Source organism: Psychrobacter sp. CX10 (assembly GCF_057621575.2).
The window spans coordinates 1-21,925 of the sequence record NZ_CM177736.1 but is presented as its reverse complement, the minus strand read 5'-3'; the positions used below and the strand labels follow the sequence as shown (position 1 = coordinate 21,925).

The 21,925-nt window shown below is 38.7% G+C and carries 22 protein-coding genes; 9 read left to right on the top strand and 13 right to left on the bottom strand.

All coding sequences use genetic code 11. The features are described from left to right. Positions 1–260: 260 nt before the first annotated feature. The 4 genes from bfr (AC21OH_RS00110) to AC21OH_RS00095 form a co-directional block, all read right to left on the bottom strand. Positions 261–731: a bacterioferritin gene (bfr, locus tag AC21OH_RS00110; protein ID WP_487370563.1), complete on the bottom strand. Its 471-nt coding sequence runs from the start codon at positions 729–731 to the stop codon at positions 261–263. A 95-nt stretch (positions 732–826) separates the two neighbouring features. Further along, complete coding sequence (gene bfr / locus AC21OH_RS00105; protein WP_486534781.1) at positions 827–1,303, bottom strand: bacterioferritin; 477 nt, start codon at positions 1,301–1,303, stop codon at positions 827–829. A gap of 657 nt (positions 1,304–1,960) precedes the next feature. Then, positions 1,961–2,170 carry a (2Fe-2S)-binding protein gene (locus tag AC21OH_RS00100; RefSeq protein WP_486534782.1) on the bottom strand — a complete coding sequence of 70 codons (210 nt, stop codon included), beginning with the start codon at positions 2,168–2,170 and terminating at the stop codon, positions 1,961–1,963. A 649-nt stretch (positions 2,171–2,819) separates the two neighbouring features. Beyond that, complete coding sequence (locus tag AC21OH_RS00095) at positions 2,820–3,461, bottom strand: thiol:disulfide interchange protein DsbA/DsbL (RefSeq protein WP_487370562.1); 642 nt, start codon at positions 3,459–3,461, stop codon at positions 2,820–2,822. 610 nt (positions 3,462–4,071) lie between these two features. Between AC21OH_RS00095 and ubiG the strand changes: the two genes are divergently transcribed. The 4 genes from ubiG (at position 4,072) to AC21OH_RS00075 (ending at position 7,182) form a co-directional block, all read left to right on the top strand. Further along, positions 4,072–4,953: a bifunctional 2-polyprenyl-6-hydroxyphenol methylase/3-demethylubiquinol 3-O-methyltransferase UbiG gene (gene ubiG, locus AC21OH_RS00090; RefSeq protein WP_487370561.1), complete on the top strand. Its 882-nt coding sequence runs from the start codon at positions 4,072–4,074 to the stop codon at positions 4,951–4,953. 62 nt (positions 4,954–5,015) lie between these two features. After that, a complete protein-coding gene (locus AC21OH_RS00085; RefSeq protein WP_487370560.1) occupies positions 5,016–5,723 on the top strand; it encodes an HAD family hydrolase in 708 nt (235 codons plus the stop codon). 104 nt (positions 5,724–5,827) lie between these two features. Continuing rightward, positions 5,828–6,604, top strand: a complete 777-nt coding sequence (locus AC21OH_RS00080; RefSeq protein WP_487370559.1) for a YciK family oxidoreductase — start codon at positions 5,828–5,830, stop codon at positions 6,602–6,604. A gap of 311 nt (positions 6,605–6,915) precedes the next feature. Beyond that, a complete protein-coding gene (locus AC21OH_RS00075; RefSeq protein WP_487370558.1) occupies positions 6,916–7,182 on the top strand; it encodes a DksA/TraR family C4-type zinc finger protein in 267 nt (88 codons plus the stop codon). 83 nt (positions 7,183–7,265) lie between these two features. On the opposite strand, the gene ompR is transcribed toward AC21OH_RS00075, so the two are convergent. After that, a complete protein-coding gene (gene ompR / locus AC21OH_RS00070; RefSeq protein WP_486534788.1) occupies positions 7,266–8,012 on the bottom strand; it encodes an osmolarity response regulator transcription factor OmpR in 747 nt (248 codons plus the stop codon). A gap of 361 nt (positions 8,013–8,373) precedes the next feature. Between ompR and AC21OH_RS00065 the strand changes: the two genes are divergently transcribed. Then, entirely contained in the window at positions 8,374–10,881 is a 2,508-nt protein-coding gene (locus AC21OH_RS00065) for a Tex family protein (RefSeq protein WP_487370556.1), read from the top strand. Between the two features lie 41 nt (positions 10,882–10,922). Here the strand turns inward: AC21OH_RS00065 and AC21OH_RS00060 are convergent, their stop codons facing one another. Together AC21OH_RS00060 and AC21OH_RS00055 are read right to left on the bottom strand one after the other, a co-directional pair. Beyond that, positions 10,923–11,066, bottom strand: a complete 144-nt coding sequence (locus tag AC21OH_RS00060) for a hypothetical protein (RefSeq protein ID WP_486534790.1) — start codon at positions 11,064–11,066, stop codon at positions 10,923–10,925. 627 nt (positions 11,067–11,693) lie between these two features. Then, the gene (locus AC21OH_RS00055) at positions 11,694–12,986 is read right to left on the bottom strand and encodes a saccharopine dehydrogenase family protein (protein WP_487370555.1); all 1,293 of its coding nucleotides are present in this window, start codon (positions 12,984–12,986) and stop codon (positions 11,694–11,696) included. Positions 12,987–13,685: 699 nt separating this feature from the next. Between AC21OH_RS00055 and dapA the strand changes: the two genes are divergently transcribed. From dapA to cutA, 4 genes are all read left to right on the top strand, one after another. Further along, positions 13,686–14,594: a 4-hydroxy-tetrahydrodipicolinate synthase gene (gene dapA / locus AC21OH_RS00050; protein ID WP_487370554.1), complete on the top strand. Its 909-nt coding sequence runs from the start codon at positions 13,686–13,688 to the stop codon at positions 14,592–14,594. A 118-nt stretch (positions 14,595–14,712) separates the two neighbouring features. After that, on the top strand, positions 14,713–15,096 hold the full coding sequence (locus AC21OH_RS00045; protein ID WP_487370553.1) for a hypothetical protein: 384 nt from the start codon (positions 14,713–14,715) through the stop codon (positions 15,094–15,096). A gap of 138 nt (positions 15,097–15,234) precedes the next feature. Further along, positions 15,235–15,951: a phosphoribosylaminoimidazolesuccinocarboxamide synthase gene (purC, locus tag AC21OH_RS00040; protein ID WP_486534794.1), complete on the top strand. Its 717-nt coding sequence runs from the start codon at positions 15,235–15,237 to the stop codon at positions 15,949–15,951. 11 nt (positions 15,952–15,962) lie between these two features. Further along, positions 15,963–16,274: a divalent cation tolerance protein CutA gene (gene cutA, locus AC21OH_RS00035; RefSeq protein ID WP_487370552.1), complete on the top strand. Its 312-nt coding sequence runs from the start codon at positions 15,963–15,965 to the stop codon at positions 16,272–16,274. 167 nt (positions 16,275–16,441) lie between these two features. On the opposite strand, the gene yjgA is transcribed toward cutA, so the two are convergent. The 6 genes from yjgA to AC21OH_RS00005 form a co-directional block, all read right to left on the bottom strand. Beyond that, a complete protein-coding gene (gene yjgA / locus AC21OH_RS00030) occupies positions 16,442–16,951 on the bottom strand; it encodes a ribosome biogenesis factor YjgA (protein WP_487370551.1) in 510 nt (169 codons plus the stop codon). A gap of 110 nt (positions 16,952–17,061) precedes the next feature. Next, positions 17,062–17,994 (bottom strand): RNase adapter RapZ, encoded by a 933-nt coding sequence (rapZ, locus tag AC21OH_RS00025; RefSeq protein ID WP_486534797.1) that lies wholly within the window; start codon positions 17,992–17,994, stop codon positions 17,062–17,064. 302 nt (positions 17,995–18,296) lie between these two features. Then, the gene (gene panC / locus AC21OH_RS00020; RefSeq protein WP_487370550.1) at positions 18,297–19,169 is read right to left on the bottom strand and encodes a pantoate--beta-alanine ligase; all 873 of its coding nucleotides are present in this window, start codon (positions 19,167–19,169) and stop codon (positions 18,297–18,299) included. Positions 19,170–19,247: 78 nt separating this feature from the next. Then, positions 19,248–20,060, bottom strand: coding sequence for a 3-methyl-2-oxobutanoate hydroxymethyltransferase (panB, locus tag AC21OH_RS00015; RefSeq protein ID WP_486534799.1), 813 nt, complete (start codon positions 20,058–20,060; stop codon positions 19,248–19,250). 286 nt (positions 20,061–20,346) lie between these two features. Then, positions 20,347–20,865, bottom strand: coding sequence for a 2-amino-4-hydroxy-6-hydroxymethyldihydropteridine diphosphokinase (gene folK / locus AC21OH_RS00010; protein WP_487370549.1), 519 nt, complete (start codon positions 20,863–20,865; stop codon positions 20,347–20,349). Between the two features lie 101 nt (positions 20,866–20,966). Then, complete coding sequence (locus AC21OH_RS00005; RefSeq protein ID WP_491139833.1) at positions 20,967–21,857, bottom strand: hypothetical protein; 891 nt, start codon at positions 21,855–21,857, stop codon at positions 20,967–20,969. Positions 21,858–21,925: the final 68 nt, after the last annotated feature.

Genomic DNA, 21,925 nt, shown 5'->3' with positions numbered 1-21,925 from the left:
TACCAATATAATACTATACCCAAGTATACCCTTAAGTGTATATAGAGTAAAAAGAGTTAACCTGATGATATGACATAACGTTAGGCATAGTATTACGTATTAGAATATTGCTTATTCAAATGTGCAATTAAACATAATGATAATGCGAAACAATAAATTTCATCTATAAGCCACAAAAAAACCAGCCCTTAGGCTGGTTTTAAAATCTCTTTTAGCTTGAATAGAATCTTTTAGCTTAAATAGAGTGATTTTATGAGTTGTTAGTCATCCATTTTTTCTTGGATATAATTCTCAATACCAACTGCTCTGATGAGGTCTCTTTGAGTATCTAACCAGTCAATATACTCTTCGTTACCATCTTTAAGATCGAGCAATAACTTACGAGACACGTAATCTTTGTATTCTTCACAAAGCATGATGGCATCTTTTATAGTGGCGAACTTTTTATCTTCTAAACGATCATCACAATCGATAATTTCAGCCACATTTTCACCAATCATAAGCTTGCCGTAGTCTTGCAAGTTTGGTAAACCACCAAGTAGTAAAATACGCTCAATAAGATCATCTGACCATTTCATTTCACGGATAGATTGTTTATAAAAAACATCATTGAGCTCTTCAATGCCCCAATGCTTTGAAATACGCGCATGCAAAAAGTATTGATTAATAGCAATCAATGACTGCCCGAGCACCTTATTCAATACTTGTATTACTTCTTTATCACCTTGCATAATTGTCTCCTACACTTTAAATCGAATGTTACGTATACTTTGCAGACTTTATAGTTAAAGTCCTATTAAAGCTATAAATCACTGACAAATAGCGATTAATCTATATCTCCGATTTGACTTTGTAGGTAATTTTGAAGACCAACCATGTCTATTAAACGCAGCTGTTGTTCTAACCAGTGAGCATGATCTTCTTCCGTATCTTCAAGTTGCTCAACCAACATATCGCGCGTCACGTAATCTCGCTCTTGCTCACATAAAGCAATCCCTTCTTTTAAATGCTTTTGGACCTGATATTCTAGATCTAAATCAAGCTGTAGCATTTGCGGCACATTATCACCGATATTGATGTCATCTACCGTCATATCTGGCGTGCCGTTTAGCATTAATATACGACGAATAATGGCCTGTGCATGATGGGTCTCGTCATGCATCTCATGATGGATACGTTCGTATAGCTTACCGTAGTTCCATTCACCGTACATTTCAGAATGAATGAAATATTGATCACGAGCTGCAAGCTCACCACCAAGTAAGAAGTTTAAATATTCGATAACTTTTTGACTACCTTGCATAATATTCATCCAGATCTATATAGTTAAATTTGATGTATGAAAGTCGCACGAAGCGATTTCTTATATAGTAACAAATATTTATAGGTGACGATGTTCTTTTATGAACCGAGAACGAAGTGTGAATAGCTAATGAGAATCAGTAGCACTTAATGTATTGAAACTTAAAGGGTTTTTATATATTAGTTATCTTAGTGCTAATAATTTTTAGATCTAATAAGTTTTAGGAACAACTAATTTTAGATACAATTAATTTTAGAAACATCAAGATATTGAGTCGAACAAAGGATTAATAAGGAATTGGCTTAGTTATTGTCAGCGAACTACTAACCGGTTATGGCGTAAACCTCGCTATGCCTACATGAGTAGTTTTTGATGAGTAGTTTTTGATGAGTAGTTTTTGATGAGTAGTTTTTGATGAGTAGTTCTTGATGAGTACTTCTTGATGAGTAGTACTTGCGCTCGGTTACCTTGACGCCATTTTATAATTCTCTGACTATAGGTAAAACTAAAATGAGCATAGAATTAATATTTTGCATAAACTTAATAGGACATAGGCTTGGATCGTAATACCAATTAATAGCATTACTAATAAGTATATTAATGAGTATTTATAAGAGGATTAGCGAATCATACTGGCTTTAATTGAACTGGCTTGAATTAAACTGCATAGGCGAGCTGGTTGACCAAACTGGTATTCACCTGATCAGCATGATGTTCTTCAAGCAAATCATTCACCATAGGTTCACAGCATCCGCAGCAATTGGTCACATCAAGCGCCGTTTGTAATGCTTGCAACGTATCTAAACCCGAAGCCATCGCCGCCTTAATTTGACGGTCTTTAACATCATGACATATGCAGACTATCATCGTCTTATCCCTCTTTGAATGTCACAGCACGCTAAAACTTTATAATTGAGGTGAGCTGAACATTTAAATTAGCTATTAAGTATATTGACGGTTAGAAATTTAGTTTTCAGCAAATTTGTCGTCAGTAGACTTAACAGTAAATTGATTAAATGTCAGGCTGCCTACCAATCAACAATAATATGAACAATCTTATAAATAAGCGCATTTATACTATTATCTATACTATTATGTTGAGCTATATCGTTCAGTAGGACAGCCTAACGACTCTTTTGGAGTAATAACTATCATAACGATAATAGTTCTTATTTACAATAACTTTTTTAGAGATTTTTATAGAAAGTTGATAAGCATATATCACCATAAAATATTTTTAGTAAATTCATACAGTTAGGATTTTTTTATTTTAGACATTATTCAATGCAGACGACTTATAGACCTAATCTTGCGTATGAATGCCAAATTTATACGAATAAATACTAAAAAACTTAACTCATAATTTCGACGACTCCTATCACTCACTATCTTAATGGCACATAGCCATCTTTATTCTGAGCACAAAAAATGAACCCAAAAAAAAGACCAAGTGGCCTTGGTCTTTTAACATCTTATTTAGTAAACATGTAGCGACTACTAGTTTAACAGTATGGGACTACTGACCTGCTTTCATATCAGCGCGTACTTCTTTTACCAAATAGTCCACAACCTTAGGAACTTTGGCACTCTCACCTTGCACGACATATTTACCATGCACAACGACTGCCGGAACGCCTGTCAATTGATAACGCTTCGCACCGGCTTTTGAACGGCCGATCTTGGTGCTTACTGCAAAGGAGTTGTACAAGCTATTAAATTTATCTTGATCAACACCTTGGCTTGCGTACCATGTTGACAATGAGTTTTGATCAAACAAACGCTTGTTGTCCTTATGAATGGCATCAAACAACTTATCATGCGTTTGATCTTGATAGCCCATCAGTTGAGCCGCATAAAATCCGCGAGCATTTGCTTCCCATGTCGGGTTTAGTGCTGCAGGAGACTCTAGGAAAACAACATCATCAGCTTTTGTTTTCGCCCATTTTTGCATATGAGGGTTTAGATCGTAGCAATGCGGGCATCCATACCAAAAAAACTCTCGAACAATAATTTTATCGCCATTTATTTCTTCAGGATTATCTAGAACCACATAATCCTTACCAGCAGTATACTCTGCTGCCATCGCAGGTAGTGAAACCAGACCTACGACCGCAGCTAAGGAGGCTATCGCAAAGCCTCGTTTAGAATAGAACTTCATTTTATTTCCTTTAAAAGATTTGTTAGATGTCTTTCGTTTAATGTCTTTTGTTTGATGTCTATAAATTATCTATATTTATAAATAGTTAAAGTCAGAGCTATCTATGAATAAGCCACATTATATACGCCATAACTTGATAGCACATCAGTAAATTTAAGTTGTCACTCAAACCGTCATTTAATCAACAATTTAAAATGTAGAGTAATGATACCGTATTTTATATCATAATGTGAACCGTATGCCTTTCTATAAAGTTAACACACCGTTCAACAAGCGTTATCTATCTTTCAATCGTCATCAATCTATTAATACTGAACTATATGCCTTCTAAAGCTGATTGTTATTCTACAATTGACAGTTATTCATGCCAAAATTGATATTAGATACGTAAGTTATCTTGTGTCAATCGTAGCAAATTATTATCAAAGATGCCCTACTCCAATATGCGTGGTAATATAGGCTTATCATTAAATTTTAAACATTAAATATTAGACTTAAAAATTACGAGAACGCCAGTAAACACATTTTTTGCAACATAATTGCTGAAGACATAATGTATTAACGTCTTTTATTTAAACCTTTATCACAAATTCAAAAGTTAGGACAGCACATGGCTATGACGAACTCAGAGGTAACCACGAATACTTCTAAAGCAGAGCACCAATTGTCTTCATCTAACACCACTCATCAACAATATACTGATACACAAGAAGAGAACAATCGTGTATCTAGTAACAATCTAGATATAAGCGACAGTACTGATATAGGCGACAATGTAGATATGAGTGAAGTTGGCAAGTTTACTCAACTTGCCAACCAGTGGTGGGACAAACAAGGTGCATTTGCAACCTTACATCATATTAATCCACTACGTTTAAACTGGATTGAAGAGAATGTAACCCGTTATATGGACAGTGGCCTTACGGGTAAGACCGTATTAGATGTGGGGTGCGGCGGTGGTATTTTAACTGAGTCAATGGCGCGCCGTGGTGCTAATGCTACAGGTGTTGATTTGGGCATCGAGAACCTAAAAGCTGCCACTGTGCATGCTGAACAGAGTGGTTTGGATAACATACTTCGCTATAAGCATATTGCGATTGAAAAGCTAGCAGCGCAAACGCCTGAGACCTATGATGTGGTTACTTGTATGGAGATGCTTGAGCATGTGCCTGATCCAAGTCAGATTGTAAAAGCCTGTTATGACTTGTTGAAGCCAGGCGGCGTTTGTGTACTTTCTACTATCAACCGTAATCCTAAATCTTATCTTTTTGCCATTATAGGCGCAGAATATGTATTAAGACTACTTGACCGTGGCACCCATGATTATGCCAAATTCATAACCCCTGCTGAGCTTGATAAAATGGCTATTAATGCAGGTTTTGAACGTCAAGATTTGATCGGCTTACATTACAACCCGATTACCAAACGCTATTGGTTGGCTCAGAATGTAGACGTTAACTATATGATGGCCGTAGTTAAACCAGAACGCTAAATATTCAATACGCTATCTCCTAAATTCGTTATCTCGCTAATATATAATTTAAGTAAATATTTATGTCAATAAACTACGTTAAAGCTGTGCTATTCGATTTAGACGGTACTTTGATTGATACCGCGGTAGACTTTATTCGAATTATTAATGAAATGTCTAAGCAAAATGGGTGGCAAGTACCACCTGATGATGCTATCCGCGAGCAGGTATCTGCTGGCGCCGGCGCCATGGTTATGCTTATGCTCAAATTTAATAATCAGCCTATCACGGATGAAAACGTTCAAACTTACCGTCAGCAGTTTTTGGATGAGTATGAGGGCAACATCTGTGTCGACAGTCGTGTGTTTGATAAATTAGAGCCGTTACTAAGTTTTTATGAAGCAAATGATACGCCGTGGGGCATTGTCACTAATAAACCGCGTTACCTGGCATCAAAGCTGTTAGATATTCTAAACTTAAGTGAGCGCTGCTCTGTCCTGGTATGTCCAGACGATGTACGTAATACCAAACCTGACCCAGAACCTATGCATCTTGCCTTAGAAAAGCTTGAACTACCGCGTGGTATTGCCAGCAGTGTGATTTATGTCGGTGATCATATCCGAGATATTCAAGCGGGTACAGCGGCAGGCATGACCACTGTGTTAGCAAGTTATGGCTATATTCCGCCTGAAGATAAAGAAGATTTGAACGCTTGGGGTGCAGATTATATTGTGCATACTCCTGAAGAATTGGTTAAATTATTGCGCTCTGACGTCTTTGACTATTTGTAAGCCTAATTATCTATAAGCTTATTTGCATATAGCTCTATTTATCGCTGCACGCTCGCTTATTTAACCTTATTTATAATTATAATTTATCTTAAGACAAACTTCTTATGACTCAAACACCCTTATCTCATGATCAAATTCGCAATTTTTCACCTGAACCCAATTGTCTTGACGGAAAAACCATATTAGTCACTGGCGCCAGTGACGGTATAGGACGTACGGCTGCGCTGACGTATGCAAGATATGGTGCTACCGTCTTACTGCACGGTAAGACTCTTAGTAAATTAGAAGCCGTATATGATGAAATTGAAGCCAATGGCGGCAAACAACCTGCCATCATGCCTTTGGATTTTGAAACTGCCACTTATAGCGATATGCAGCAACTGGCTAATTTGATTCAAACTGAAATTGGTGAATTGCATGGGGTTCTACACAATGCAGGCATTTTAGGTGCGCTAACACCGCTTGAGATGTATGATGTGATAACGTTTGAACAAGTTATAAAGGTAAACACAACCGCTGTATTTATGTTGACTCAGGTACTATTGCCGCTACTTAAAGACGTTGATAATGGGTCAATCATATTTACCAGTAGCTCAGTTGGCACACAGCCTCGTGCATTTTGGGGAGCTTATGCATTATCTAAGCAAGCGGTAGAAGGAATGAGCGAAATTTTTACTCAAGAAACACATAAGACTACCAGCCTACGTTTTAACTGTATTAACCCAGGAGGTACGCGTACCAATATGCGTGCGCATGCCTATCCAGGCGAGAACCCCATGAGTCTAAAAGCGCCCGAAGATATCATGTCAGGTTATGTTTGCTTAATGAGTGACGCAAGTATTGGTGTGCGTGGTGAAGTAATCGCGCTGCAGCCTAAATAGCAAGCCGTCATATCATTCAAAAAAAGCGAAAACAAAAAGAGCAAAAAGTTAAACACTTTTCGCTCTTTTTTTACGGATTTATTCTATATCAAAGCTCAAATCAGCCTATCGAGGTAACGCGCGCAAATACTACTTAGTATATTCAGCGAGTTTGACAATGATAAATTATTTTTAAGAATTAATATTGTTCTTATAGAGTAATACAACTATTGAGACTTCGTTAACGACCTTGATACACTCTCGCAAAGCCCCAATGTATATAGAATCACACTAATAAATCGATAGCAAAATAAATATCGAAGGAGTATATTATGGCTGGTGGATGGGCGCGAGATGGCGCAGAACATGAACAGATGGATGCTACTGTCAATGATGGATTGGCGCGTGCACGACGGGCATTGCCTACTGGTGTGAGTCTAGAGTTTTGTGATGAATGTGGTGAACGCATTCCAGAAGCACGCAGACAAGCTCTGCCCGGCGTTCAGCATTGTGTTGGCTGCCAAAGCGAACTTGAAGCAGAAAACCAAGCTCAAGAATTATTTAATCGCCGTGGCAGTAAAGACAGTCAACTTAGATAGCTTATAATTTAGATAGCTTATAATATGTATGCCGGTTTGCTTGAATCTATAGTTCAAATACTTAACTATCTTAGATTCATGCTCTAAGCATCTTCTTCATCGGGAACGAATACATACCCTACTCCCCACACCGTTTGAATATATCGCGCTTGCGATGGGTTGTCTTCAATAAGACGGCGCAATCTTGAGACCTGAACATCAATTGAACGCTCCATAGCGCCCCATTCGCGGCCGCGTGCAAGATTCATTAATTTATCACGAGTCAATGGCTCGCGAGGGTGCTGTACCAATGCTTTTAATACAGAGAACTCACCCGTTGTTAACGTCACTACATTGCCATCACGTTTTAGTGTGCGGGTAGATAAGTCTAGTGTCCAAGGGCCAAATTCGACCACTTCAACTTGCTGAGAGGGCGCACCAGGTAGCTCTCGACTATGACGACGTAAAACCGCTTTGATACGCGCTAATAGCTCTTTAGGGTTAAATGGCTTAGGTAAATAATCGTCTGCGCCTGCCTCTAGTCCTGCAATTCGATCACTATCTGAACCCTTAGCCGTCAACATAATAATAGGGATGTCACTATTATCCTCACGTAAGCGTTTGCAAATACTAATCCCATCTTCTCCTGGCAACATAAGGTCAAGGACGATAAGAGAAAATAGCTCCCGCTGCATCAGTTTGTCCATCTGACTGCCATCGTGAGCAGTGCGCACGACGAATCCATCATCTTCTAAAAAACGCTGCAACAATGAGCGCAGTCGTGCATCATCATCGACCACTAATATACGATGGGTTAAAGAATCTGTAATATTGATTTTATTGTCTGACATATCCTTTCCTATTGCGTTTATAGTTGTTGACTTACTCACTGTATCGCTAGCTCTTCAAGTCATTAATTAAATATAAAATTGATTGGAAGGTAAAATATAAATTTAGAAAATTCGTCGTACTTGAAAATAACCTTTTAAATTTTATGAGTCATTCTGAACCAATCTGAACAATTCATAATCGCTACTCTCCAGTGTATAAGATTGTGGGAAAAATAACATACTTATTAGATAGTAAAGCTGTATGTGTTTGTTAATAAATACGCTTAATGATGATAAAATTCATATTAATCAGTAAAATCGTTTTTATTAAGCCAGCTTTTGCTATAATGCGAGCCTAACTTATCAATTTTTCGATGCGGATATGAATCAAACCGATACTAATAACTCAAACTCTTCTTCTAGCCAAAATACCTCTGCACTTACAGCTGACGTTATCGCTAACATTCATAACAAGCTTGCTAAAGATTTAGGCATCAAGCCTGCCCAAGTTAACGCTTTCGTGAAGCTTTATGATGAGGGCGCCACCGTGCCGTTTATTGCCCGATATCGTAAAGAAAAAACGCAAGGTTTGGATGACAGTCAGTTACGTGCCCTAGAAAAGGGGTTAAATTATGAACGTGATATGGCAACCCGCCGCGCTAAGATATTGGACTTACTTGAAAGCCAAGGCAATTTGACGGCTGCGTTAAAAGCTCGTATAGACAATGCAACGTCTAAGCTTGAGCTTGAAGACATATATCTTCCTTATCGTCCACGCCGTCGCTCTTTATCGGCTAAAGCGCGTGCTGCTGGTCTGGATAGTGTCGCTAATGACCTTCTTGATAATGAAGTTACGCCGCTTGACGCGCTGAGTAAATACACATTACCAGAAACCATTACCGATGAAACTGGTAGCGTCATTGATGTTGATTTTTCAGATACTGAAAAGCAGCTGGCGGGTGTTGAAGCGATCATTATTGATAACTGGACACAACAGCTTGAGCTTTTGGATTCATTACGCACAGGCTTTGCTAAAACAGCCACTATTAATTCAAGCTTAGCTCATGAAGATAAGCGTGAGGTGGGTGAGAAATTTTCAGATTATTTTGAGCACAGTGAAAACTTATCACGCCTTCCTAATCACCGATTGCTCGCCATGCTGCGTGGACGCCAAGAAAACGTTTTAGTACTCAAAGTAGATGGCGAAGATACGCCTTTTATCGAAAAAATTATCAGCTACTTGCAAATAGACGCCAAGCAACCAGATGCACGCCGCGAATTTTTATTAGGTGCAGCAAGAAGCTTATGGAAAGACAAGTGGCGTCCTCATCTAGAACATCGATTACTAACTGAGAAACGCCTAGCCGCGGAAGCGAATGCTATCGATGTCTTCGCAAACAACTTGAAACATCTATTAATGGCAGCACCTGCTGGCCGTAAAGTCATACTTGGGGTAGATCCTGGTATTCGTCATGGTGTTAAGATTACTGTTATAGACGCTCAAGGCCATGTTATGCAAGATAACGAAGGCAATGCCGTTACCGCCACTGTCTATCCATTTGCACCTGATAATAAAATGAATGAGGCCAAAACAACTATCTCAGAGCTGCTTAAGACCTATGATGTAGAGCTAGTAGCAATCGGTAATGGCACAGCAAGTCGTGAAACTGATGCGATGATTAAAGAGCTTATCGCAGAGGATAAGGACATTAAAGCCACGGCCGTAGTGGTTAATGAGTCTGGTGCCTCCGTATATTCAGCAAGTGAGCTTGCTAGCGAAGAGCTTGCCGACCTAGACGTTTCTGTACGCGGCGCTGTCTCTATCGCTCGACGCTTACAAGACCCCTTATCAGAGCTGGTTAAGGTAGAACCAAAAGCCATTGGTGTTGGTCAATATCAACACGATGTTAACCAAACCCAATTGTCAGATAGTTTAGATAAAGTGACTCAAGATAGTGTAAACGCGGTAGGTGTTGACGTAAATACTGCCAGTCCAGCTATTTTGGCGCATATTGCGGGTTTAAATCGAAATGTTGCACAACAAATTGTTAATTATCGCAAAGAGCATGGTGCTTTTAGCAACCGTGAGCAGTTAAAAGGGGTACCAAGATTAGGTATCAAAACCTTTGAACAAGCCGCTGGATTTTTGCGTATTCGCGATGGTGAAGAGCCTTTAGATGCTACAGGGGTGCACCCAGAAAGCTATCACTTGGTGAAGGAGATATTACAGAAGTCTGGTAAAGACATCTCTGAGGTTTTGGGCAATGATAGTATTATTAATACATTACCCACCGATAACTTAGAAGCTGCCAATGATGACAACATTAGCATTACAGCGATTAAACAAGAGCTTGCAAAACCTGCACATGACCCACGCCCTGAATTCAAGACTGCTCAATTTAAAGACGATGTAAACAGTATCAAAGATTTAGAAGAAGGTATGGAGCTTGAAGGTGTGGTCACTAATGTCACAGGTTTTGGCTGCTTCGTTGATGTGGGCGTTCATCAAGACGGTTTGGTCCACATATCAGAAATGGCTAATGACTTTGTGGAAGATCCAATTAACTTGGTAAAACCAGGCGATATCGTCAATGTACGTGTCATCTCTATCGATGAGAAGCGCAATCGTATTGGATTTCGCATGAAATCAGAAGATGCTGCTGTTAAAAGCACCGTTGAAAAGCGTCCAAAGCCCCAAGCGACTCGCACTGATAAACCTGTACGCCGTGGCAAACCTAAGTCATCAAATCGTAGCAGCAGTGGACGCTCATCAAATGCCCGTTCAGATAAGTCTAAGCAGAATAAATCCGCTAAACCTACCACTGATACTAATAAAATCGGGTCATTGGGTGCGCTACTTAAAGAAGCAGGACTTAAGAAAACAAACTAAGTGCTTGATTCTGACTTCTTTAAGCTGGTCGTAAATACCAGCTAAGAGTTAAATTGCATAAAAAAGACAGCTTGTTCATAGCTGTCTTTACCATGGTTATCAGTGGTCACGGCTGCGTTGACAGAGCTTGCAAATACAGCAGCGCCTGATGCTAAAATTGTTGCTGTTAAAATATTCAATTTCATAATTAATCCTCTATAGTTTTAATCGTTAGAGCAGGTATTATATGAATAAAAAGCATACTACTCGTGTCATGCCTTTGTTGTAACCCCTCCTTTAAAGCGAATAATTCAACAGCTATGAATCTTTGAATTAAACCTAGCAATAAAATCAATATAGGCTAAGTAGCGATATTCTCTGTAAATGAGCGTACTACGATTAATTTATAACCATATTTTTTATAGATATATTTTGTACGTACAATCACAGCAAGATCTTTAAGATCTAAATAATAGATTAAAGGTTTCATTTTGATAAGAATGTTTTAATACTCTTACAAATTGTTGTTTTATGTACATATGTTTGGAATTTTAAAAGATTATTTAAACTGAATGACTCATTCATGTCATAAAATATCGTATTAGAATCAATGACCCATTCGATGCATAAACCCTTTTAAAACTATATTCAATTTAATAAAGACGAAAACAGAAGTAGTAGGTAAACTAATAATTAATCAAAGTTGCCATAAAAAAAGACTGCTAAATAATTAACAGTCTTTAATGTGAATTAGAATATTAGCCCGCGGTACAATAAATACTTCATATTATGATTACTATCTAGCATAACTAATCCCCAGGGGCTGTATTAAGCTATGAGGAAAGCTTGGTAAATTTAATACCAGCATGCGCCTGTAACCTATCAAGTAATGACGTGCCCATAGCAGACGCCGGTGTCCAAAACCCACCGGTTACATCATCCTTGGATATGTCTTGCGCTAAGCATAGCGCACTTTGTGACAACATCTGGCAAGTACTACCATAACCCGGGTCTTTGTCACCTGTAACCTTTGTACGTATTTCATCCCCTTGATTGGTCTTACCAAAGAAGCGTACATCGAAATAACCGTTGTCACGTTCATCTTTGTTAGGGCCTTCACCAGATTGAGGTAAAATCTTATTATTAATGACGTCGCGAGTCGGCTCAAATATAATACCTGCTGAAAATCCAGCAAGTCCTGCAACCAAACCATAGCTCATTAGTCGGCCTTTGAGTCCAGACGGCATCCACATCGCTTCATCATATTTGAAATCTCTGCCATATTCGTAATCACGTAACTGATTACTGCGGTGTACAATACGTGTGTTTATCGACTCCATAATAAAAGGAGCGAGCCAGCGATCATTCTCTTCATCGAACTCAGGCATTTTTACACTGCTTTGGCGCACATTAGGACGCTCAGGATCGTCATTTAAGACATATGGGTTGGCGACCAATTTACGTGTCTTTTTATTGGTTCCCACTTCTTCAAGTATCGTTGAAATCGAAGCAAAAGTACCACCAGACAAACCCCCTTTAGCTGCTTTAACTCGCATATGGATGGTTTCACAGGGTTGATCGAATGTATCTTCTGCACATTTTTGAGTAAACAAAACTCCTAAATCAGAAGGTATCGAATCAAATCCACACGAGTTGACAATCCGTGCTCCTGATTCTTCAGCAGCGTCTTGGTATTTGTCCATCATTTGCTTAATGAAAATGGCTTCCCCGGTTAAGTCGACATAATCAGTGCCATTTTCAACACAGGCTTTAACCAAAGGTTCACCATATTTCATATATGGCCCAACGGTAGTAATAATGACCTTGGTTTGAGTAACCATCTCTTCTAAGCTTTTGGGATCTTCACTGTCCGCAATAATAACTTGTACGTTGTCGTTTTCAATGTCTTTTTTAACTTGTTCTAGCTTGTCAGCGTTTCGTCCAGCTATCGCCCACTTTACCTCAATCTTATTAGTATCTTTATTCTGTTCATCTTTGGATAAAAAGTTATTTAAGTATTCGGCTGTTAATTTGCCAACAAAACTTGTTGCGCCATATAAAACCACATCAAACTTTCTATTCGAATTACTGTCGTTCGAATTACTGTAGTTATTTTGAGTATTCATCTTCATGCATCCTTTTTATATTACGTTTCGTTCCCAGTTATAAATTCTATGTATTCTATCTATATTCTATTATTTATCTGTTTAACTTATTTAATAGCCAATTTATATAGCAACTCATAGTTAATCTAGTAACTATTTAACTAGTAACTATTTATTATCTCGTAACTAATAGTATGATACCTAATTCAGTTTTTATTATTAATTACTATTAGGTCTAAATTTAACCATACCTATCCACTTTGATGAGCTAAATTTTGTTTGAACCTCGTTACACGTCTCTTAATATTGGATTTTTTATTCGTCTTTCTTATCATTCGACTTTGTTATTAATAATGGAAAAACTGACAGTCTTTTTATACTCATATTAGCTTTGAAATAATCAAAGCTATTTATAGAGCGATAGAGTCTATTAAACCTTAATAATAGGTACTGAATAGGTACTGATAAGCGCTATTTTTAAAACTTAATTTACATAGCTACATTTAAATCTAAAATACGCTGATGATTGCGTGAGGGTGAATGTGCTACACTAATCGCAATATATAGCCCATGATGTCTATTTTGTTTAAATAGCTTGTTTCAACAGGTTTATTTGACATCTATTTTGGGCATTCTATAACGTAATCATATATTTCAAATATTAATACCAGTAAACCTATATTAGTAAACTAATATCAGTAAAGATAACAAGGCATAATTATGAGTAACCGCTATTCTGACTTTCAATCACAATTACAAGGTTCTATGGTTGCCTTAGTAACGCCTATGCAGCCCAATGGTGATGTCGATTATCCACGTCTGGCTGAGCTAATCGATTGGCAAATTGAACAAGGCACGCATTGCTTGGTTGCTGTCGGCACTACTGGAGAGTCTGCCACGCTTTCTATGCAAGAGCATAGTGACGTCATTCGCTACTTTGTGAAGCATGTAGACGGACGGGTTCCTGTTATTGCTGGAACAGGCGCGAATAATACAAAAGAGGCCATTCAATTAACTTCTGAAGCTAAGGATGCAGGCGCTGATTGTGCGCTACTTGTTGCCCCTTATTACAACAAACCCACTCAAGAAGGGTTGTATCAGCATTATAAAGCCATTGCTGAAGCCGTGGATATCCCACAAATGCTATATAACGTACCCGGTCGTACTGTGGTTGATATTGCTCAGGAAACCGTTGAGCGTTTGGCCGATTTTGAAAACATTGTTGCTATCAAAGATGCCACAGGCTCGGTCGAACGAGGTAAGCGTCTTATTGAAGCAGTTGGTGATCGTATTAATGTCTTATCAGGTGATGATGGGACGGCTTTAGAACTTATACAGTTTGGCGGTAAAGGTAATATCTCTGTCACTGCTAATATTGTGCCGAAAGCTATGAGCATCGCTTTTTCTGCGGCCTTAAATGGCGACTTTGAAGCTGCAAATGAAGCGCATGAATCCATCAAGCCACTTCATAGACTTATGTTTATTGAATCAAGTCCAATACCAGTAAAATACGCACTCCACAAAATGGATAAAATAGACACAGGCATTCGTCTACCTATGGTTTGGCTTGATGAAAAGTATCATGATGAAGTTGACGCCGGCTTACGTGCTGTAGGCTTAATTGACTAAACTTAGCATTAGGCTAAAAATATATCATACGCAATAGCATTCATTTAATGTCGTGTTAATACAAAGTCGCATTAACCTCGTTTAAACTTTTGTCATTACAAGCGATAAAGGACAGTTCATGGTTCAATCTATTAAAAAAGTAGCGTACCCATCGGTCTTAATAACTCATGCCGCAACACGCGCAATAAGTCATGCAGCAACTCACACATTAAGGCGTAGGGGTGGTGTGGTAAAAGCAATGGCTATAGGTATAAGTAGCCTTATGCTATTATCAGGTTGTCAAACGACCAAAAGTCTTTTTGGGAAGGTGGAAGATGGAAGCTTAGCCTATCAAAAGGCTGAAAAGCTTGAGCCTATGCAGTTGCCTGTCGAAACTCAAACAGCGCCTTTTATTCCTCTATACCCAACTCCATCAGTTGGTGCGAATACCTTAGAGCTTGAGAATGAAGCTGGTAAACGTTATGAACTACCAGCACCTTATCGTCAATTACCTTCTAACTAATTATCTTCTAACTAAGTGTTAGTGCTCAAGCCGCTGATGATTCATATTTTTACTGAATAATTTAAACGATTGGTTTTATTGACTGTCAGTTTTACATAACCTCATTTGTTACTTAACTTCGTGCATAGGACGTTGAACATGCAATTAGAAAAACAAGACCTACTTTATAAAGGCAAAGCAAAATCTGTCTATGAAACAGACAATGCAGACTACCTCATTCTTCATTTTCGTGATGACACCTCAGCCTTTAATGGTGAACGTGTAGAGCAATTAGGGCGTAAAGGTCAAGTTAATAATAAATTCAATGCGTTCATCATGCAAAAATTAGATGAAGCAGGTATTGAGACACATTTTGAAGAACAGCTTTCTGATGACGAAGTATTAGTAAAACGGTTAGACATGATACCTGTTGAATGTGTTGTGCGTAACTTTGCAGCGGGTAGTCTTGTGCGTCGTCTGGGTTTAGAAGAAGGCCAAGCTCTATCGCCCTCTACCTATGAGCTGTTTTATAAAGATGATGCGCTTGGTGATCCAATGGTTAACGAATCATTATCAGTATCTTTAGGCTGGGCGACCGATGAACAATTGGCTACAATGAAGACGATTACCTATCAAGTTAATGACGTGCTTACTCAGCTTTTTGATGCAGGTGGTTTGATGTTGGTTGACTTCAAACTTGAGTTTGGCGTATTTAAAGACCGTATTGTACTTGGCGATGAATTCTCTCCGGATGGTTGCCGCATATGGGATAAAGAGACTAAGAAGAAACTGGATAAAGACCGTTTTCGTCAAAGCCTTGGTGACGTTATAGAATCTTATGAAGAAGTCGCTCAGCGTATTGGTGTGCCTTTATAGGGCTATGCATTATGTATAAACTCACTGTATTTATCCCAGAAGATAATCTAGAACCAGTGAAACTTGCTTTATTTGATGCTGGCGCTGGTCAGATTGGCAACTACGATAGCTGCTGCTGGCAAGTTAAGGGAACGGGTCAGTTCAAGCCTTTAGCAGGGAGCCAGCCATATATCGGTACTCAGGATAGTATTGAAAAAGTCACCGAATGGCGGGTAGAAATGGTTGTTGCTGAAGATAGTATCAAAGCGGTTATTGAGGCCTTAAAACAAGCGCATCCTTATGAAACGCCTGCGTACGATGTCATTAAGGTTACGGGTATTTAGCCGTATTCGCTTAAGTTGTTAGCCCAAAATTTTTACTATAGTCAAAGAAATCTAAAATGGATACAAGTCAACCGATTGCTAGTACTGCTATAGTAGGGCGAGCGAGGTTAACACCGTAACCGTTTAGTAGTTCGCTGACTATAAAGCCTATAAATGCTATGACCGTATTAGCTCAATTGAGTTAATACGGCTACTTCTCTTATATAGCTTTTTAAATCCGCTTCGGACTCTTCTAAAAGCTCATCATCATTCATATGCTTAGCATACTCTATCCATAACAAAAGCTGATAGACACTATTGCGTTCGGCAGCAGTAAACTGTTTGCAGAACTGTTTTAACGTACTCTCGTCATTTATATTAAGACGCGTATACCATCCTTCAATCTTGACCGCTTGTTCTGGACTAAAACGAGTGTCAAAAAGCTGCTGAACCAACGCGTGCCGATCTTCTTCACCGATTAGTTTACCTACTCGTTTAATTTGACGGTTACGGGCATTTGCACTGGTAATATCAGTCAAAGCCATTAACTCATCTAAAAAGAACTCACTAACGGGTAGTTTTTTTATTTGCTTTTTGGACATATTAGCCAAAGGTACTGCTAATTTTTGGAGTCGCTCATGTGCTTTTTTAAGCTCAGTACGCGACACCCGCATATCATGCTCGGACCAATCAATCATAAAAATCTCAATATATTAATTTATTTTAAGACCCACAGTATAAAGCCTGTATAGACCATATGTTTATAAAAGTTGAATGTTTATAAAAGTTAAACGAATCACTTTATCAACTAAATTGTCCAACGTGGTTTTTCGCGGTGTTTAACATAGGTGACCATATCTGTGGGGAGATTAGTACTGAGTGCGCGATGTAGATATTCTGCTATGTATACGGAACGGTGCTTGCCACCGGTACATCCAATAGAAATAGTCAAAGTGTGCCTGTTGTTGTATAAAAAATCAGGCAACCAGCGCAACAAAAATTTCTCAATATCATTTTGCATCTCAGCAACTTCGGGATACTTCGTAAAAAATGTGTCGACTTCTTCATCAAGGCCAGTTTTGGGTCTTAACTCTCTTTCCCAATGTGGATTGGGCAAAATTCTAACATCAAAAACAAAATCTGAATCAATAGGTACCCCATATTTGAAGCCAAAGGATAGAATATTTATAGTGACCCTATTATCCGCACCAATATACTCACGTATACGCTCTTTTAACTGGTGTATGTTTAGTTGACTGGTATCGATAACCATGTCTGCATTAGTAGAAATAGGCGCTAGAATTTCAGCCTCTTTTTTAATGGCTTTGGGTAGGTTACTCGATGATCCATTCTCTAATGTCATCAACGGATGTACTCGCCTTGTTGCGGCATATCGAGCTACCAATACAGACTCTAAAGCAGTTGCATAAAGGGTTTGCACCTTACCTTCACCAAACGCCTCTACTAATGTCTGTTGTATATTTAAAAAACTTGAGGAATCGGCCATTAAGGTTCGTATATCAATCCCTAGCGCGAGACGTTTAATAAGGCCTTCATCTATTAACCTGTTCACGGCTTCAGGTACTAATGATAACGGCATATTATCAATCGCATGATAGCCTAGGTCTTCAAGCGCATTCAAAATAGAGGTCTTTCCGGACCCTGAGCGTCCGGAAATAATTAGAATATGAATATCAGATTGCATGACACAACCTTGTTGGTTATTTTCTATGCTTGGCATAGATGTCTCACTAATAGGCATTATCAAATTAAATTCCAATTTAAAAAATTCTTTAAAATTAAAACTCTTCAATCATTTAAAATTATTGCAGCCAAATAAGATTTGTCATATATGATGACATAACTCATTATATTAGATGATATGTTACTTACATATTGAATGAATTAATGTAAAAATTTTATATTAAATCAAATTAAGTTTGAATTAAATGACTATATCCATACTTTATACCAAGCTTTAGTAAATATTGACCTTAATAGGAAATTCCTACAATGTTAACCACCCTATGTGGCTTAATATTTTTAGTCCAATACCAGTTGCTGATTATCAAGTAGCCGAGCTTTACCTAATCGAGCAGCAGCCGCAATGACAAGATGCCTATCCTCATTTAAGTCTTTAACTTCGGTTAAATCTTGGTTACGGACTTCAAGATAATCGACTTCAAATTCAGTCTCGTTGAGGCGGCGAATAGTTTGCTGAATCAACCCCTGCAAATCTTTGATATTTTTAGCAGCACCTTGTTTTAAATCATCAGCCAGTTTTGTAATCTCAAGATTCAGAGTAGGTGCCAATTGGCGCTGTTTTTGTGTTAAATATTGATTTCTTGAAGACAAGGCTAGGTTATCATGCGTACGTACGATAGGGCCTGCTAATATAGTAATATCATAGCTCAAATCACGTACCAACTGTTGTATTATAGCCAATTGCTGATAGTCTTTTTGACCGAATACGGCTATATCAGGCTGCACAATGTTGAATAGTTTTGTCACAACGATACCTACCCCATCAAAATGAGTGGGTCTAGATTTACCACATAAAATTTGGCTGATAGAACCTGACAGAACTTGCGTAGGCGGCGGCATAACAGGATACATATCTTGAACGGTGGGAACAAAAATGTAATCCGTTCCAACCATTTCTAGTTTTTGAGTATCTTCAGCTAAGGTACGCGGATAACTGTCTAAATCTTCCCCTACACCAAATTGGGTTGGATTTACGAATATGCTGACAACCACAACATCGGCATGTTGCTGCGCAAGCTTAACTAAAGATAAATGTCCATCATGTAAATTGCCCATCGTTGGAACTAAAGCAATTGTTTTACGATTATTATTATTTCGATATGAGGCTAAGGTTTGACGTAGCGCATTAATAGTGGGTAAGGTTTGGGTCATTCAAACTATTCCAAAAACTTAAAAAATGTATATATTCTAAAGACAATGCTAATTAGGGGCTGTATAAAGACTGATGGGCTAATTAAACTGATGCTGCTGTTTAGGATAACTGCCTTCCATAACAGATTGGTGATACAAGGCAAACGCCCCTTCAACACTGCCCTTATGCTCACCTTCTTGATTACGGGGGTCGGTCAAAAAGTCATGCACAAATCGTGCAGTACGGCCATGCGTGACGCCGAGCATGTCATGCATTACCAAAACTTGACCATCGGTATCTGCGCCTGCACCAATTCCGATAACAGGCACGTCTACAGTCTCTGAAACCTTTTTTGCCAATAGAGCAGGCACACATTCAAGTAAAATTATAGCCGCGCCAGCTTCCACCACTGCTTTAACATCCGCCAATAGCTTGTTGGCACTCTCATCTGATTTACCTTGTACTTTATATCCTCCAAATACGTTGACCGATTGGGGCGTTAAACCCAAATGTACGCATATTGGCGCGCCAGCTGCGGTTAACGCGGAAACGATGGGGCAAAGCTCGTCACCACCTTCAAGTTTCATCACATGAGCGCCAGCCTGCATAATTTTACGAGAGTTACTTATTGCATCTTCAAGTGTGACATAACTCATAAAAGGCAAATCTGCTAATATAAGCGCATGTTTATTGCTACGACTAACATTTTTTGTATGATAGGCTATATCTTCAATAGTCACGGGTAATGTAGAGTCATGCCCTTGAACAACCATGCCTAAGCTATCTCCAATCAAAATAGTGTCAACATTGGCATTTTCCATCATTTTTGCAAACATCGCATCATAACAAGTCAGACAGCTAAACCTTCTGCCTTCTTTCTTAAATTTTCTTAATGTCGATAAAGTAATCATAAGGTCGCTCTTTAATATTCTATTACTATTCAAAATTAGTTATTTTAAAATTAGTCATTAACTGGTTGGGGCGTACACTGTATTATTAAGAGGGTCTAATTGAGAGGCTTATTCAAGTCCAATACAATATATTGGAAACATAAGTAACTAAACCCGTTCGTAGCTCTATCGTATGATACGTTTTAAAGCACTGCGATTGCAGCAAGGTATTAGTCTATATACATCAGTCAATAAACATAAGGTATTATATAGCAAACCCTAAATATTGGTTCATTGAACAGACTAACTACGGTAATTTATGAAGGTCTTGCCAATCATTTGCTAAGTCAAGCTCAGAGATTGTGACATCATCAATAACGAGTGAGGGTTTTAGTTGCTTTAAAGGTATCAGTACAAAGTTGCGTTCTTTTATACCACGATGAGGTATAGTCAACACTTCAGATGACAACTGTTTGTCTGCATACAATAAAATATCTACATCCAAACTACGCTCTCCCCAACGCCTCAATCGTACGCGCCCAGCGTCATGTTCAAGCTGTTGGCATAACTCCAATAGTTGATGCGGCGTGAGAACGGTGTCTATCTCTACTACCGCATTAATAAAATCAGGTTGATCTTGAGGTCCTAGCGGTGCCGAGACATATAACGACGAAGCACGCACATGGCTGATGGCATCGTGTTCAGTAAGACTATTAATAGCATGATTAATATGCTGTTCAGGCGTACCTAATTCATTGGTTATGTTACTGCCCAATCCAAGATAACAACGATAATATGAACTATCATTATGAGCGGTATCATGCATTTTATTTAATGTCCTATCTAAAGCGTATAAGCATGATTGTAGGTAAGGTAAGATACCAAACTATATCTAGTCAATCTCAAGCTATCTATACTTACTCAAACTTATTGATTGCGCTCATTCACGCTTAACGAAGAGCTTGGTTGCCTACGCCGCCTTATCGCAGGTATTTGCTTTGATCGGGTAGCAGGACTCTGTTCAGATTCAGCTGCAACCACCCCTTTTTTAGAACCTTTGTTGGTACGAGACTTATTATCCTCTTTAGAAGCTATTGTCTGGCTATCTTTTAACTTAGCGGCTTTTGACTTATCAGCTTTTGACTTATCAGCTTTTGACTTAGCACCAGTCGTCTTACTAGCTTTTGACTGACTAGCTTTTGTCTTACCCGCTTTTGTATTAGTAGCGGTTTGAGGCGCGTCATCACTACCATCAGTCTTAACTGAGGATATTGAAGCGACTTTATCCTGCTCATTTTGCGATAATTGTTGTGAGGGTAACCGGCGTCGGCGCTGGTTAGGAACAGGCTCCGACTTTGGTAAAACAACAACGTTGTTTGCAAGTTGCTCTACCTTTTTAGTCTTAGACGCTTTACTCACATTTTTTTGATTCAGAGAGTTATCATTAGACTGAGCGTTCTTTTTAGTCACCTCATTATTAGATGAAGAATCAGACTGGCGTTTATTTTCAGCTTTTTTATCCTTATTAGCATTATCTTTAGTATCAACATCGCCTGTTATTTGACTGTTTAATTGGCCAGGAACTTGTTTAGCCATTTTATCAGCACTAATGGTGAATAGCGGGCTTGGTTGACGTTTCTTAAAGCCATCATCTCCGGCAGGATTACCTAAAGATAATTTTTCAATCTGTGCACGCTCCTTAGCGTATTGGTTATTTGCATTAGCTGTCGTGAGCTTATCCTGTTTAGAAGATGGAGACGTTTTTGACTGCTTTACCGTCTTTGTAGACTGCGCGTTATCTAGACCAACTTGAGCCACATCAGTGGTCGATGTGGTCGGTGAGCTGTTGTCCGTATTACGATTACGGCTACGATTGCGCCTACGGC